Origin of the sequence: Streptomyces sp. NPDC087310 (genome assembly GCF_044744405.1) — a bacterium.
Lineage (GTDB): Bacteria > Actinomycetota > Actinomycetes > Streptomycetales > Streptomycetaceae > Streptomyces.
On sequence record NZ_JBIUYF010000001.1, the window covers coordinates 35,720 to 51,407 of the forward strand.

Annotated in this window: 13 protein-coding genes; 9 read left to right on the forward strand and 4 right to left on the reverse strand. The window is 72.7% G+C overall.

The genetic code is table 11. The features are described from left to right. The first annotated feature begins 105 nt into the window (after positions 1-105). Entirely contained in the window at positions 106-435 is a 330-nt protein-coding gene (locus ACIO3P_RS00215; protein WP_329824026.1) for an antibiotic biosynthesis monooxygenase, read from the forward strand. 163 nt (positions 436-598) lie between these two features. On the opposite strand, the gene ACIO3P_RS00220 is transcribed toward ACIO3P_RS00215, so the two are convergent. Both ACIO3P_RS00220 and ACIO3P_RS00225 read right to left on the reverse strand, forming a co-directional pair. Further along, positions 599-1,111, reverse strand: a complete 513-nt coding sequence (locus tag ACIO3P_RS00220) for an RICIN domain-containing protein (RefSeq protein ID WP_329824025.1) — start codon at positions 1,109-1,111, stop codon at positions 599-601. Between the two features lie 184 nt (positions 1,112-1,295). Further along, entirely contained in the window at positions 1,296-1,955 is a 660-nt protein-coding gene (locus ACIO3P_RS00225; RefSeq protein ID WP_401849568.1) for a TetR/AcrR family transcriptional regulator, read from the reverse strand. Between the two features lie 71 nt (positions 1,956-2,026). On the opposite strand from ACIO3P_RS00225, the gene ACIO3P_RS00230 reads away from it, so the two are divergent. Further along, positions 2,027-4,444, forward strand: a complete 2,418-nt coding sequence (locus tag ACIO3P_RS00230; RefSeq protein ID WP_401849569.1) for a PEP/pyruvate-binding domain-containing protein — start codon at positions 2,027-2,029, stop codon at positions 4,442-4,444. 48 nt (positions 4,445-4,492) lie between these two features. Here ACIO3P_RS00230 and ACIO3P_RS00235 read toward each other — a convergent pair whose 3' ends face one another. Next, a complete protein-coding gene (locus ACIO3P_RS00235; RefSeq protein WP_401849571.1) occupies positions 4,493-7,345 on the reverse strand; it encodes a peroxidase family protein in 2,853 nt (950 codons plus the stop codon). Positions 7,346-7,671: 326 nt separating this feature from the next. After that, on the reverse strand, positions 7,672-8,619 hold the full coding sequence (locus ACIO3P_RS00240; protein WP_401849572.1) for a helix-turn-helix domain-containing protein: 948 nt from the start codon (positions 8,617-8,619) through the stop codon (positions 7,672-7,674). Positions 8,620-9,247: 628 nt separating this feature from the next. On the opposite strand from ACIO3P_RS00240, the gene ACIO3P_RS00245 reads away from it, so the two are divergent. The 7 genes from ACIO3P_RS00245 to ACIO3P_RS00275 all read left to right on the forward strand — a co-directional run bounded on the left by ACIO3P_RS00245 (position 9,248) and on the right by ACIO3P_RS00275 (position 15,682). Next, positions 9,248-9,802 (forward strand): ATP-binding protein, encoded by a 555-nt coding sequence (locus tag ACIO3P_RS00245; protein ID WP_401795043.1) that lies wholly within the window; start codon positions 9,248-9,250, stop codon positions 9,800-9,802. A 210-nt stretch (positions 9,803-10,012) separates the two neighbouring features. Further along, positions 10,013-11,257 (forward strand): sedoheptulose 7-phosphate cyclase, encoded by a 1,245-nt coding sequence (locus ACIO3P_RS00250; protein WP_401849574.1) that lies wholly within the window; start codon positions 10,013-10,015, stop codon positions 11,255-11,257. After that, on the forward strand, positions 11,250-11,960 hold the full coding sequence (locus ACIO3P_RS00255; RefSeq protein WP_401795037.1) for a cupin domain-containing protein: 711 nt from the start codon (positions 11,250-11,252) through the stop codon (positions 11,958-11,960). Before ACIO3P_RS00250 ends, ACIO3P_RS00255 begins: the two co-directional genes overlap by 8 nt. Then, a complete protein-coding gene (locus ACIO3P_RS00260; protein WP_401795034.1) occupies positions 11,957-12,382 on the forward strand; it encodes a hypothetical protein in 426 nt (141 codons plus the stop codon). The genes ACIO3P_RS00255 and ACIO3P_RS00260 overlap by 4 nt, the downstream gene beginning before the upstream one ends. Beyond that, positions 12,379-12,951 (forward strand): VOC family protein, encoded by a 573-nt coding sequence (locus ACIO3P_RS00265; RefSeq protein WP_401849576.1) that lies wholly within the window; start codon positions 12,379-12,381, stop codon positions 12,949-12,951. Before ACIO3P_RS00260 ends, ACIO3P_RS00265 begins: the two co-directional genes overlap by 4 nt. Next, positions 12,948-14,507, forward strand: coding sequence for a GMC family oxidoreductase (locus tag ACIO3P_RS00270; RefSeq protein WP_329824015.1), 1,560 nt, complete (start codon positions 12,948-12,950; stop codon positions 14,505-14,507). Before ACIO3P_RS00265 ends, ACIO3P_RS00270 begins: the two co-directional genes overlap by 4 nt. A 53-nt stretch (positions 14,508-14,560) precedes the next feature. Further along, a complete protein-coding gene (locus ACIO3P_RS00275; RefSeq protein WP_329824014.1) occupies positions 14,561-15,682 on the forward strand; it encodes an NAD(P)-dependent alcohol dehydrogenase in 1,122 nt (373 codons plus the stop codon). Positions 15,683-15,688: the final 6 nt, after the last annotated feature.

Here is a 15,688-nt window from a genome sequence, read left to right on the forward strand (position 1 = left end):
CGGTGGGGCATCCCCGACACCTGTCGACCCGGTTCCAGTCCGCGAAACCGCGGAATGCACAAGCCGCTCCTCGTCCGCCGAGCGTCGTACGGCAGGATGGGACCCATGAGCGTAGTCAAGATCAACGTACTGACCGTCCCCGCCGAGCAGCGCGAGACGCTGGAGAAGCGCTTCGCCTCGCGCGCCCACGCGGTGGAGAACTCCGACGGGTTCGAGTGGTTCGAACTCCTCCGTCCCGTCGAAGGCACCGACAGCTACCTCGTCTACACACGGTGGCAGGACGAGGAATCCTTCCAGGCATGGATGGAGGGCCCCATGAAGGCGGCCCACCAGGGCGGCGACGCGGGCAGCGGGGAACGTCCCAAGCCGGCCGCGAGCGGGTCCACCCTGTGGTCCTTCGAGGTCGTACAGCAGGCAGCACCGGCCAACTCGTAGAACAGGCAGGCCGTCGCGCGGACAACTCCGCCGGCGCCTTCGCCTCGCGGTACCCAGCACGATCAGGGCCCGGCCCGCGGCGGAGCGGTGCGCGTCGCGGGCCGGGGTTTCCGTCGCTTCTCCGGGACCGTCCGCGGCAGTGGCGGCACGTCACCGGCCGCGGTTACGCGTATGTCCATACGAGGAACCGCTGGCTGGCTTTCACCTGGCACTTGTTCTGGACGATCGCCGCACGCAGCGCCGTCGAGCCGTCCAGGACATCGAGGCACTTTCCGGCGGCGGTCCTCAGTTCGATGTTGTCTCCGTCGGCCCGTGGCGTGAACTTCTGGCTCGCTCTGCGGTCGCAGGTGTTCTGGACGATCGGCGTACGGTCGAGCGCGCTGCTGCCGGAGACGTCGAGGCACAGCCCGTCGAAGTTCTTGATCTCGATCTTTCCGTCGCTGAGGGTGGTGACCCACATCGACTGGCTCGCTCCGCTGTCGCACCTGTCCTGGACGATGGGCGTGCCCGGGGCCAGGTTGTCGTCCGGAACGTCGAAACACAGCCCGGCGAAGGTCTTGATCGCCTTCTGCCCGTCCGTGACCGGCGCGCGCAGCGCGGATCCTACGGGGCCGGCGAGGGCGGGGCTCGTGGTGAGGGGAAGGGCCATGAGTGTGGCGCAGGCGAAAGCCCGCATCGTCGTCATCATGCACCTGTGGTAGCCGCTCCGTGCGGTCACCGCAGGAGATCGGGTTCCCTGTCACTCCCCGGTGCGGGACAACCGTCCGCGTGGCACAACGGCCGACGACGCCCACCCCGGACGCCGGTCGCCGGACGCCGGTCGCCGTCCATGACGGGCGGCGCACTGCCGGGGGCTGGTGTCAGCTCACCTTCGTCGGTCCGCCCGGGCGTGGCCCGGCGTCCGCCGCGGCTTCCCGGTCCCGGAGCTCGGCGTTCCCGCTCGGTCGTCCGCCGAAGAGCAACGCGAGCTGGGCGTCGAGCACCCTGACGGCGTCCTCCTCTGCGTACCGCTGCGACAGCACCTGCATACCCAGCCCGTCGACGAGCGCGAGCAGCCCGGCCGCGGCGCGTTCGGGGTCCACGCCGTCGGCCGGACCGGCGGCCCGGAGCTGGTCCGCGAGGAACGTGCGCGTCTGCGCCGCGACCTCGCGCAGCCCCGACGCGATCGACGGCTTCACCGCGGCGTAGGCGAGGAACGCGAGCACGACGTGGTTCTCCAGCCGGCGCGTCTCGTCGAGCGGCAGCACCTGCAGCAGCAGGCCGCGGACGAGGTCGCGCGGCGGCGCCGGTGCGAGCTCGTCCTGCGACCGTTCACGGATCCGGTCCATGACCATGCCCAGAGCGAACGTCATCATCTCGTCCTTGGTGCGGAAGTAGTGCTGCACCATCCCGGTCGAGACGCCGGCCTCAGCGGCGACGTGCCGCAGGCTCACCCCTTCCAGGCCGCGCGCGGCCGCCAGGCGCATCAGCGCGTCGGCGAGCAGCTCACGGCGCTCGCGGTGGTCGACCTTGCGGGGCATACGGACCACTTTACATTGCGGCTGTATTGCCTCCAAGATACATTGCGACTGTATTGAAAAGGGGGTCCGTGATGGACGTGCTCAAGCTTTCGACGATCAACTCCGGACAGCGGGAACTGGTGGGCGGCAAGGCCGACGGCCTCGCCGCGCTGATCCGGCTGGGTGAACGTGTGCCGGACGGGTTCTGCGTCACGACCGAGGCGTACGGTCGCGGCGAGGTGCCCCGGGCCGCGGTCCTCTCCGCGTACCGGCGACTCGGTGGCGGGCGGGTCGCGGTCCGGTCGAGCGCGACCGCCGAGGACCTGCCGGACGCGAGCTTCGCCGGCCAGCAGGACACCTTCCTCGCCGTGGAAGGGGACGACGAGGTGCTCACGGCGATCCGCGCCTGCTGGGACTCGCTGCACACCGGACGCGTGAGCGCCTACCGCGAGGCCGCCGGCATCGCGCACGACACCGTACGGATGGCCGTCGTCGTCCAGCGCATGGTCGACGCCGAGGTCGCCGGCGTGCTGTTCACCGCCGACCCGCTCACCGGCTCACGGAGCGCGTCCGTCGTGGACGCCGCTCCCGGACCGGGTACGGCCGTCGTCGACGGCGAGGTCGAGGCCGATCACTACGTGCTGGACGGCACGGCCCCCGAGGAACGCGGCTGCCTCGCCCCGAACCGGCTGAAGGAGCTCCGCGCGGTCGGTGAGCGGCTCCAGCGCGGACTCTGCGCACCGCAGGACGCCGAGTGGGCGTACGACCGCGAGGGCACGTTGTGGCTCCTCCAGTCCCGGCCGATCACCACGCTGTTCCCGGCGCCTCCCGCGAGCAGGAAGCCGGGGCCGCGGCTGTACGTCGAGTTCGGCCACGTCCAGGGCATGCTCCAGCCGGTGACGCCGATGGGCATGTCGACGCTGAAGGGGCTGCTGGCCGACATGCTCGCGTCGTTCGGCATGTCGGTCGACATCGTCGACATCGGTGGGCGGCTCTACGGCGACCTGACCGACACGATGCGCGACCCCTCCAGGAGGCAGCGGCTGGTGACACTCATGGCGGTCGACTTCGGGCCGCGGGCGCAGGCCGTGGTGGAACACCTCCTGGACGACCCGCGGTTCGCCCCGGAACAACGCGCCCGCCGGCGCGGTACGGCCACTTCGGCGGCCGGGCTGAAGGCCGTGGCCGGGGTCCTCGGCACGCTGGCCCGGCCGGCGGCCGCGCGCACCCGCGTGTTCGGCGCGATCGAACACCTCCGGCGGCAGCCGGTCACCGACCCGTCGACCGCCGCGGAGCTGCTGCCCCTGGTCGAGGCGGCCGAGCAGCCGGACACCGGTCCGCGGACCATCACCTGGCCGGTCGTCACCGGGCTCCTCGTCGCCGCGACGCTGCCGCCACTCCTCCAAGGCATCGCGAGCGACGACGAGATCAGGACCGTACTCGGCGGCATGCCGCACAACGTCACCATCGAGATGGACCTGGCGCTCTGGCAGGTCGCCCGGCGTGCGGCACCGCATCGAGAGCTGCTGCTGCGGGCCTCGCCGGACGAACTCGCCACCGCCCACCTGGCCGGCGGGCTCCCCGACTTCGGCCTCGCCGCGTTCCTCGACACCTACGGTCTCCGTTGCGCCGCGGAGATCGACGTCGGCGTTCCACGCTGGTCGGAGAACCCGGCCCCCGTCTTCGCGATACTCGCCAACTACCTGCGGAGCACCGATCCGCATCAGTCCCCGGACCGGCGGTTCGAACGCGCCGCGGTCAGGGCGGAGGCGATGCTCGCCGAACTCACCCGCCGGGCACGCCGTACCCGGCCCGTCCGCGGACGGCTCGCCGGCTTCCTCCTGCGCCGCGCGCGCGAGCTGTCCGGACTGCGCGAGGCGGGAAAGTTCGCCGGGCTGTACGCGCTGCGCGACCGGCGCCGGCGCCTCCTCCTCATCGGCGCCGAACTTCAGGCGAGAGGACTGCTCGACGACGCCGACGACGTCAGGTTCCTCACGCTGCCCGAGCTGCGCACCGCGGTGGACGGCGGCGACCCGCGTGAGGCCGTCGCCGTACGCCGGTCGGCGTACCTGAGGGAACTGCGGCGCCCCACCGTTCCGGTCGCTCTGCTCTCCGACGGGACCGACGCGGAGACCCTGCTCCCGGCGCGCACGTCGGACGGCGGCACGCTCATCGGGGTGGGCGCCTCCACCGGGCGGATCAGCGGCCGCGCCCGAGTGCTCCACGACCCGGCGCACGCACGCGTCGAGCCGGGCGAGATCCTTGTGGCGCCCACGAGCGATCCGGGCTGGACACCGCTGTTCCTCACCGCGGGCGGGCTGGTCACCGAGACCGGCGCGGTGACGGCGCACGGACCGACTGTGGCACGGGAGTACGGCATCCCGGCCGTGATCTGTGTACGGGGCGCCACCGAACGGATCCGGACCGGACAGATGATCACCGTCGACGGCACCACGGGAACCGTCACCCTGGACGAGCCCGGCGCGGCCGACACCACCAGGGCGCCCTGACCCGGGCGGCATCCTCACGGCGTACGACGTGGTGCCGGTCGGCTCCTTTCAGCCGGTCCCCCGAGGGCGGGCCGGCTGCCACGGCGCGAACGCGTTGGCGCCGCGCGGCATGAAGGTCGCCAGCTCGGGGCAGTGCCGCAGAATGACGCTGCTCATGCCGCCGCGTTCGATCCAGTCCATGCCCAGCGGGGTGTAGACCTCGGGACGGAAGTCGACGGTCAGGAAGCGGTCGCTCTGCAGTCTGCGGGACGCCATCAGGAGGAAGACGCGGAACGCCGTGTCGCTGAACCCGAAGCCCTCCGGGGGGTTCTCGGCGAACAGCCCGACCATGGTGTCGATCTCGTTCACCGAGGGGTAGACCCGCTTCAGCCGCGCCAGCAGGTCCGGGTCGTCGGTGAGCTCCTCGAAGCGGCGGATCCGCGGCTTGTGCAGGCCGGCCCGGAAGTCGTTGTAGCGGGGCACTCCGCGGCGGCGGGTGCGTACGAGGTCGATGACGGACAGGTCGATGATCTCGTCGTCCCGCTGGAAGCGCCGGAGGGCGCGCGGGTAGTTCCGCAGGGTGATCGCGCCCGGGTTGGCGATGCCGAAGGAGTACAGGCAGTCGGTCAGGCCCGTGCCGCGCAGGACCCGCTCGGTCGCCGCGCCGAACACACCGTCGAAGTCCGAGACATGGAGGCGCCGGGCCGCGTGGTGGTCGTACAGCTCGAACTCGTCCGGGATCAGCGGATGCATCCGGTAGACGGTGACGAAGTCCTCCGTCAGGGAGAACGGCGCGGTGCCGTGGTCGGGCGGTGTCCGGGTGATGCCGGTCCGCCCGCTCTCTTCGAGCAGCCACACCCACAGCCGCCTGAGCCAGCCCTCCGGATTCCCCCGCCACATGATCTCCCCACCGCTCGCGATGGTCTTGGTGGCCAGGATCGCCGGGGTCCACTCCAGAATGTGGATCTTGACGATGAGCGCCGACACCACGAGCCGCGCCGTGTGGTAGACCTTCGTGTCGTTCATGGCCGGGTACTCGCGGCGCAGCGCCGCGCACACCGCGTTGTGCTCGCGGGCGAAGAGCGTGTGGAACAGGCTCAGGCCCAGCCACCAGTTGTCGTGGAAACCCGTCCGCGGGATCCCGCCGGGGCCGCTCGGCAGGTAGCCGTCCTCCAGGCGCAGGCCGCCGTCCCGCCCGCGCAGTCTCAGGGCGCTCTCGTGGTCGCCGCCGTACACCTCGGACCCGTCCCACCAGTGGGAGGCGGTGTTACCGAAGGTGACGGCCGACTCCTGTCCGTCGCCGCGTACACCGACGTCGTCGGCGAACCGCATCACGTGCTCCACGGGCCCGCCGGGGGTGTTGCGCCAGTCGACGCCGGGCGGGAGCGGCACCTGGACGGTCCTGCCGCCCGGCGGGCAGCGCCGGTGCTGGGTCCAGTCGTGCACCTGGAGCTGGACCCACGCGGCGGCCAGCAGGTTCAGGGAGCGGGCGGGCAGGAACTCCTCCCGGTCGAGCAGTTCCCTGCTGACGGTGTACGCACTGGGCTCGTCGAACAGGTCCGGCCGGGGCGCGGGCGGCAGATTGCGCCCGAAGGGAGCGCCCACGGCGCCCATCCGGGGCGCCGACAGGTCGTTGAACGAACCGTCCGTACTCCTGGCGACCCGCAGGGCCTTGTCGACCGGGGGCGGTACGGGCCCGGGGCGCGGCGGGGCCTGGTGGGTGTCGGTGTCGATCAGGTTCACCCGGCGCAGCACCCGGCGGAGGAAGAAGAGGTTGGGAAGCTGGAGCGGCCGGGGCAGCCGGTACCAGGGGACGACGCGGTTGACCGCGCGGAAGACGGCCTCGGCGGCGGCGCCCAGCACCGCCACGCGGCGGGACGGCTCGCTGAGGAAACGCTCGCCGAGCCGTTGCGTGCTGCTCGCCTCGTAGACGGCCTTGCGGGACCGGTTGAGATTGCCCAGCGGGCGGAACTCCTCGGTCGTGTGCCAGGGGTTGAACGCGAGCTCCTCCACCCGGTGGGCGGCCGCGAGCGCCTCAGGGGTGGTGGCGTCCTGGCAGGGGATGACGAGTGTGGCGACGGGGACGACGGGCGCGTCCGCCTCCAGCCATTCGACCGAGGTGTCCTCGATGGGGGTGCGCTCGGCATCGACGTAACGCTGCACGCACAGTTCGAAGACGACATCGGCCCGTCGCAGCCGCCGCTGGAGCTCGTGGCACAGGTGGTCCCGGTCGGTGCCGGACACCTCGGGGGCCCCGGGCGCGTTCCGGGCGGGCCGCAGGAGGTAGTGCACCGGACCGGCGTCCCCCCACAGGATGGCGCTGCGACTCCAGTACGTCTCCAGGGCGAAGCTGCGGACGGTCCGGCGGGTGGCGGCGATCGCGTTACGGCGCATCCGCGCGGCCGCGGACCAGCCCACGACCAGGGGGAGCCGGACGAACAGCGCGACCGCTTGCTGCCACCGGCTGCGGGCGCCCGCCGTGACCATGGCGAAGGTGACGAACTCGCGGGCGTCGCGTGCCAGGCTCACCGGGAAGCTCGACATGAGCAGGTCGTGCGTGCCGTCGACGGCGTCGACGCGGAGCGCCGTCCCGCGCAGGTCGGGGGCTGCGTCGGCCTGCTCGTGGCTGTTGGCGTTGGAGAAGCGGACGGTGACCGGGTACTCAGCGCCGGGCCGGACGAAGCCGGTACGCAGTACGGGCGGGACGTCGTCATGGATCCGCAGCCGGGCGTTCTCGACCCCCAGGACGGGCTTCGCGTGGAAGGCACGGGCCACAGCGCCCCGGCCGTGTTTCCCGGCCCTGACCTGTAGGCGCATGATCTTCCGGGCGAGCTCCTCGAAGATCAGCCGTTCCGCCTCGGGGCTGCCGCCCTGGTACGTCTCGTGCCACTTCGCCCCGCCGTCCGCCTGAGGTCCCTGCATCGGTGGCTCCTTCTCTGCCGTCCCCTGCGACGGCGCGCGAACGGCATGGTGGAGTCCGGGGAGAGGCGCGGGCGCCGCGGTCGGCCGCGCCGGGAGGGTGAGCAGACGGCTCGGACCGGGTCGGGATGCCTCGGTCCCGGGTCGGGTGGGCCGCCGGAGTGTCGCGGTCGCGCCACCGGCGGAACGGACGCGGCCCGTAGGCGCGTTCTCCTGCCGATGTTCGCACAGCCGATCAACGGCCGCGCGGCGGCGGGCGGAGGCAGCGGTGGCGGCACGCGCCGGTCCCTCGGCGTCGTACCACCGGTGGTCCCGCGGGCGGTCCGGGGTCAGAGGGGCGGACTGCAGGTGGTGATCCGGTGGTCGCGGGGGCTGACTCCATAGGCCGCCTTGAAAGCGCGGCTGAAGTGGGCCGAATCCGTGAACCCCCACCGGTGGGCGATCTCCGTGATCGACCAGGACCCCTGGACCGGGTCGGACAGGTCGAGGTGGCAGCGCTCCAGGCGGCGTCGGCGGATCCAGCCGGCCACCGTCATCTGCCGGTCGGCGAAGAGCTTGTGCAGATAGCGCACGGAGATGTGGACCGAGGCGGCGACCGCTGCCGGGGACAGGTCATGGTCGCCCAGATGGGCGTCGGCGAAGCTCTGGGCCCGCAGGACGAGGGCGTCGGTGACGCCGTCGCCCAGGTCGGGCCGGTCGCACAGCAGGTCGCCGACGTAGGCGGTGATCAGCTCCACGCAGCTCCGCCCCACCCGCTCGGCGGCGGCAGGGCTCAGTTCCCCGGTCTGCTTGCACAGATTGCGGAGGTAGAAGGTGGTCAGGCTGCCGATCCCGTCGTCCGCGGGCAGTTCCGTCGCCAGCAGATGATCGGTGATACGCCCGGTGTGCAGCCCCAGCGCCGAACGCGGCACTGCGGTGAACATGATCTGGAACGGCCCGTACGAGGAGGTCTGCCTGCGGGTGGGAATGGTGGCGTCCAGCAGGGTCGGCTGACCGGGCCGGAGCAGCACCTCCCGGTCCCGCTGGACGACGTGGTGGAAGCCGACGAGCGGAATGACGACCGTGTAGAGGTCGGACTCGTCCACGGAGACCATCTCGCCCGTCCACGGCCGGCACGCCGAGATGTCGGTGACCCCCATGGTGACGGGGCCGAGCCGGTTCTCCCGCAGGGTCATCGAGAAGCCCGGACCGGGATCGGGGCCGAGGGTGCACGGCGGAAGGGCACCACGTTCCTGGAATGCGTGGCAGATCTGCTGGTAGTCGCTGAGTCTGGTCACTTTCCACATGGTTTTCGCCCGCTCTCACGGTCGCCGTGTCCGCTGCGCCCCCCTGCCTCCGCCGTACCGAGGGTGTGGACAGCCCGCACTCTCGACAGCCGCATCTCCAGTCTGGCAGCAAAGGACTGTACGGATCTATTTGTACGCATATGGATCGCCTCCTTCTGTGTAGTACGGGCCTCACCGACGGTGGTCGGCACCGCTGTGACCACGGACGACACGGTCCGCTTCGGCGCGGGCCGGCCCGCTTGCCGCTGCCGGATCCGGCAGGCCCCGGACCGCCCCGCGGACTCCCGGGGCGCGCAGGGGGCCGCGTCGACATGGTGGCCGTTGTCCGGCGCCCGCGCTTGCCACTCGGCGCACACCGGCATGTCCCTGGCGGCACAGCCACACCGAGCGCCGGGAGCCGCCCCCCCTCCCCCGCGCCGGTGTCTTCGCCGGGCGACCGGTCCCATCAGCGCGTTCTCCGTGACCGTCGCCGGACCGGGGGCGGGCGTGCCGGGCCGCGTCCGCCGAGAGGCGCTGCGCGGCGGGCCCGTACGGTCAACCGCTGTGCGCTGTAAGGAAAGGCGTGGGAGCCCGTCCCGGTGAGGCTGGAGGCACAGCGAACATCTGCCGGGAGGTCATCATGACCATCTGCGTCCACGAACCGATCACGGCACACGACAACAACGAGCCGCCCACGGTCCCGGGCAGCGACGTGCGGGTGTGGAAACTGGACGGCCGGCAGGCCGCCCCGGCCCTGGCCAGGGACCTGGTGCGGGCCGTGCTCGGCGAGTTGTCCATGGCCGCCGACATCGCCGAGGACATCATCCTGGCCACCAGTGAAATCGTCGCCAACGCCTACGAACACGGCGCGGGCCCCTGGGAGCTGAGGCTCAGCGACACCGGCGAGACGCTGGTGTGCGAGGTGGTCGACTCCGACGTCGAACACTGGCCAGGGCTCTCGGACCAGGAACCCGCCGACGGCGACGCGGACGAGCCGCGGAGACCGGACGACGCGGACCTCGACGCCCTCCTCGCGGACATCGGCGAGCGGGGCCGGGGGCTGGGTCTGGTGCGGCGGCTGTGCGACAGGTGCGGCGTCCACACGACGGTGCTGCTGACCGAGTCGCCGATGGTCGGCAAGGGCGTGTGGTTCGCCCGGGACCACGACCCCCTGTGCGGCGAACTGCCCGGCTAGACCCTGCCGGTGGCGCCGTCCGCGTGCGTACGCGTCGCCCCGTACCGCCTGACGGTGGACGGCCGGGCGCTCACGGTCAACCGGGAGTGCGCCGAGAGACAAGACCTCGCCCGCCCCTTTGGACAGGCTGGAACACGTGCGCGGCCGGACCGCTTCGGCCCCGGAACGCGCCAATCCCCCATCGATCCGGACGACTTCCAGGAGCCCCACATGCGCAACCACCAGGAAACCATCCCCGCACCGGCCGGACTCTTCACCTCCGGCGATCCGGTCCGGGCGTGGACCGTCAGCACCACCAAGCCGATCAGCTATCAGGTCTCGTTCGCGCCCCGCGTGCTGGACCCGGACAACCCGGCGCTCGTCTCGGCCGGCGCCACGACGGGAGCCCGTTCCACCACGGGAGGCGCCCGGACACGCCGGCTGCTGGTCGTCGAGGCCAGGGTGTACGAGCTGTACGGGGACCGGATCCGCGCCTACGCCGACGCGAACCGGATCGACCACACGATGTACGTACTGCCCGCCCACGAGCGGCTCAAGACGATGGAGTCGGTCTTCCGCGTCGCGGGCGCGATGGACCACTTCGGCATCGCCCGCCGATGTGAGCCCGTGATCGCCGTCGGCGGCGGGGTACTGCTCGACATCGTGGGGCTGGCCTGCAGCCTCTACCGCCGCTCGACCCCTTACGTCCGGGTGCCCACCACCCTGATCGGGCTGGTCGACGCCGGGGTCGGCGCCAAGACCGGGGTCAACTTCGGGCCGCACAAGAACCGGTTGGGCACCTACCACCCGGCCGACGCCACCCTGCTGGACCCGTCGTTCCTCGGTACGCTCGGCCGCCGGCACCTGAGCAACGGCATGGCGGAGATCCTCAAGATCGGGCTGATCAAGGACCGGCGCCTGTTCGACCTGCTCGATCAGCACGGCGAGCGGCTGATCGTCGAGCGCTTCGCCCGTACGGCCCAGGGCGACGCCCCGGGCGACGAGGTGCTCGCCCGAGCCGTTCACGGCATGCTCCAGGAACTCCAGCCCAACCTGTGGGAGCACGAGTTGGAGCGGGTCGTCGACTACGGCCACTCCTTCAGCCCCACGCTGGAGATGCGGGCCCTGCCCGCCCTCCTCCACGGTGAGGCCGTCAGCCTGGACATGGCCCTGACCACGGTCGTCGCCTGGCAGCGCGGGCTGACCGACGCCAGCAGACGCGACCAGGTCCTCAACCTGATGAGCCGGCTGCGGCTGCCGGTCTGGCACCCGCTGTGCGAACCGGACGTGCTCGCCGACGCGCTGGCCGACACGGTGCGCCACCGCGACGGCAGCCAGCGGCTGCCGCTGCCCGTCGGCATCGGCGACGCCGTCTTCGTCAACAACCTCACAGCATCCGAGATCACCAGCGCCGCCCAGCTCCTGCACGAGCACCAGCGGCGGCGCGACACCGCCCGGGAGGTCCGCCATGCGTAACGCCGTCATCAGCGCGGACGTCCACGCGCCGGCCGACGTCCACGGGGTGCACGCCGCCGGAGGGCACTCGCGGTGGGCGTGCCTGAGCCGCCGCACCGGACTGCACGGCGCCTGGGAGGCCGTGGAGTGGGCCTGGCTGCCGCCGGGAGGCGTCAGCGGGGAGCACCGGCACACCCGCACCGAGGAGCTGTACTTCGTCGTCTCCGGCCGCGGTGAGATCACCCTCGACGGCCGCCCGTACGCCGTAGGCACCGCCGACACCGTCCTCACCGGGCTCGGTACCCGGCATGGCCTGCGCAACACCGGCGACGAGCCGCTGGCCTGGCTCGTCATCGAACTCCCCGCCCCTGCCGACCAGCGGAAGGACCCCACCGTGAAGGCCCCGAACAGCGCTGTCATCCCCGATCTGTACGCCAACGGGCCGGTGGACGCCTCCACCGTGCTCACCGGCCCGCTGCGCACCGTACGCCTCGCCCGGCTGCTGCCGGCCGACGTGACGCACCTGCACGCCGAGGGCGTCGAACACACCGTCTTCGTCACGGCGGGCGGTGGCACCGCCCGCGCGGAGGAGACCACGGTCCCGCTCGCTCCGGGCCGGTCCCTGACCCTGCCGCTGGGCAGCCAGGTCAGCCTCCGCGCCGGGATCCAGGGGCTGGAGTACTTCCACGCCGTCCTGGACGTACCGGAAGGAGACCACGAATGATCACCGTGTCCCTCGCCCGACCCGCCGTGCTGCTCGGCCCGGGCAGCGAGCGCGTCCGCGTCCGCTGCCTGGCCCGGCGGGGCATGCTGCACAGCGAATGCGAGGCCGTGGACCACCTGCGCCTCAGCCCCGACGCCCACTTCGACCTGATGGGCCGCGACGGCACCGAGGCCGTGTGGTACGTGCTGAGCGGCTCCCTCACCCTCGACCCGGACGGGCCGGACCCGGCCCCCGGCACCGGGCCGCGCCCTCGGACGACGCTCGGCGAGCGCGGCCTGCTGGTCGCCGCGCGCGGCGAGGACGTACGCCCGAAGGCCGGCCCCCGGGGCGCCGAACTGCTCTGCCTGACCCTCACCCCCGACGCCGTGGCCCGGCGACTGCCGCGCCGCGTCCCCGACACCACTGAGGAGCACCTCTCATGAACCGCCTCGATTCCCCGGAGAACCGGCTGTGGGTGCCCGGCGCCACCGCCGTGCACCACGTCGCCTACACGGTGCCCGACCTCGACCAGGCCGTCGCCTTCTTCACCGGCGTCCTCGGCGCCCGGCTCGCCTACCGCACCGGCCCGATAGCCGACCCGGACGGCGACTGGATGGCCCGCCAACTCGGCGTCGACCGCCGGGCCACCGCACACATCGCCATGCTGCGGCTCGGACCGGTCACCAACGTGGAGCTGTTCCAGTACACGGGCCCCGGCCGACGGCGCCGCATGCCACGCAACAGCGACTGGGGCGGACATCACCTCGCCCTGTGGACCGAGGACTTCGACGCCTCGGCCGCCCATCTGCTCGGGTATCCGGGGGTCCGGATGCGCGGCGAGCCGCAGACCGTGAAGGAGGGACCCATCGCCGGCACCCGCTGGGTCTACCTCACCACCCCGTGGGGCCTCCACCTGGAACTCGTCCAGGGCCCGGAGCACGTGCCCTACCAGGACGACACGGCGGTCCGGCTCTTCCAGCCCTCCCCCGGCGCATCAGGAGGCACCGCATGACCGGCGACATCTTCGGCCCCGGCACCCCGCCCGTGGTCCGGCGCCATCAGGACCGGTACGACACCGACGTGGCCGTCATCGGCTCGGGCGCGGGCGGCTCCACCCTGGCCTGGGCGCTCGCCGGCACCGGCGCCCGCGTCCTGGTCGTCGAACGCGGCGGCTTCCTGCCTCGCGAGGCGGACAACTGGTCACCACAGGCCGTCATGGCCGAGGGGCGGTACAAGAACGCCGAGACCTGGCGGACCGCCGACGGCACCGGCTTCACACCGAGCACCCACTACTACGTCGGCGGGACCACCAAGGTGTACGGCGCGGCCCTGCCCCGGATGCGGGCGAGCGACTTCGAGGAGACCCGGCACCCGGACGGCCCCTCCCCCGCCTGGCCCTACGGCCACGCCCAGTTGGACCCCTTCTACGCCGAGGCCGAGCGCCTGTACCGGGTGCACGGCCGGGCGGGGGCCGACCCCACCGCCGCGCCGCGCTCCGGCCCGTACCCCTTCGCACCCGTACCGCACGAACCGCGGATCGGCGAGCTGGCGGAGCGGCTGCGCGCGCAGGGGCTCCACCCCTACCCGCTGGAGCTGGGCATCGACCTGACGGACGGCGGCGCGTGTGTGCGCTGCGGCACCTGCGACGGCTTCCCGTGCCGGGTCAGCGCGAAGAGCGACGCGGAGACCCGGGCGCTGCGTCCGGCGCTGCGCGAGCCCACCGTGCGGCTGCTGACCGGCACGTACGTGTCCCGGCTGCGCACCGATCCGGCCGGGACCAGGGTCACCTCGGTCGAGGCGGAACGGGACGGGCGCAAGGTCACCATCCACGCCGGCACCGTCGTCGTCTCCTGCGGCGCCGTCAACTCCGCCGCGCTCCTGCTGCGCTCGCACAGCTCCGCGCATCCGGACGGGCTGGCCAACGGCAGTGGTCTGGTCGGACGCAACCTGATGATGCACAACAACACCGTGCTGACCGCGATCGACCCGCTCCGCCGCAACCCCGTCGTCTTCCAGAAGACGCTGGGGGTGAACGACTTCTACCAGCCGGGCGACCACACACCGCGCCCGCTGGGCAACCTCCAGCTCATGGGCAGGCTGCCCACCGCCGCGGTGGCCGCCGCCCGCCCCCGGACACCGCGTCGGCTGCTGGCCGCCGCCACCGCCCGCAGTGTGGAGTGGTGGGTCATGTCCGAGGACCTGCCGACACCGCGCAACCGGGTGGTCCTCGGATCCGGCGGGACGATCACACTGCACTGGCGGCCCACCAACACCGACGCACACCGGCGTCTGACCCGCGCCGCGGCCCGGATGATGCGCCGCGCCGGATATCCGCTGGTCCTCGCCGAGCGGATGGGCGTGGAGGCCACCGGCCATCAGTGCGGGACGACCGTCTTCGGGACCGACGAGGCCCGCTCGGTGCTGGATCCGCTCTGCCGAAGCCACCAGGTGCGCAACCTGTACGTCGTCGACGGCGGGTTCTTCCCGTCCTCCGCCGCCGTCAACCCGACCCTGACCATCGCCGCCCAGGCCCTGCGCACGGCACGCCGTGGCGCGGTGCTGCCCTGACGGCCGTTCACCGTCCGGCCCCGCAGTCCGGGGCCGCCCTTGAGGAGTCACCCATGCCCATCGCCACAGCCGCCGTGGTCCGCGCCGAAGGCGACGGCTTCACCCTGGAGGAGATCGCCGTCGACCCGCCCCGCCCCCGCGAGGTGCTGGTACGCATGCGCGCCGCCGGTATCTGCCACACCGACCTGAGCGTACGCGCCGGGGCCACTCCCTTCCCGCTGCCCGCCGTGCTGGGACACGAGGGTGCGGGCACCGTCGAGGCCGTGGGGTCGGCCGTCACCTCGGTGGCCCCCGGCGACACGGTCGCGATCAGCTTCGCGTCCTGCGGGGAGTGCCTGGCCTGCCACAGCGGGCAGCCGGTGCGGTGCGCTCACTGGTTCCGGCTCAACCTGTCCGGGGGCAGCCGTCCGGACGGCAGCCCGACCTTGCGGGGCACCGGCCGGCACGCCCGGTCCGCTCTCCACGGCCACTTCTTCGGCCAGTCGTCGTTCGCGACGCTCGCGCTGACCGGCGAGCGCGGTGTCGTACGGGTCCCCGCCGACGTACCGCCCCGGATCGTCGCGCCCCTGGGCTGCGGGGTGCAGACCGGGGCGGGCGCGGTGCTCCACGTGCTGCGCCCCGCCCCGGGGGACGCGCTCGCCGTGTTCGGCGCCGGCTCCGTGGGGCTGTCCGCCGTGATGGCGGCGCGGCTGACCGCGGCCACCCGGGTCGTCGCGATCGACCCCCGGGCGGCGCGGCGGGAACTGGCCCGCGAGCTGGGTGCCACACACGTGGTCGATCCCGGCGCCGAGGACCCGGCCGAGGTGATCGCCAGGCTGACCGGCGGCGCCGGCGTGCAGTGCGCGCTGGAGACCAGCGGCCGCCCGGAGGTGCTGCGCCAGGCCGTGGACGGTCTGGCGGTCGGCGGGGTGTGCGGGGTGGTCGGGGCGCCCCCGGCCGGGGCGGAGGCGCACTTCGACGTGCCCCGGATGCTCGACCGCGGCCCCCGGATCGTGGGGGTGAATCAGGGGGCGGCGGTGCCGCGCCGGTTCATCCCCGCCCTGATCGACCTGTACCGGGCCGGGCGGCTGCCGGTGGACCGGATCGTCCGGGAGTTCCCCCTGGCCGCGATCGAGGAGGCCGCCACGGCTGCCGCCACCGGCCAGGTCGTCAAGCCGGTCCTCACCATGCCCTGACCTCGC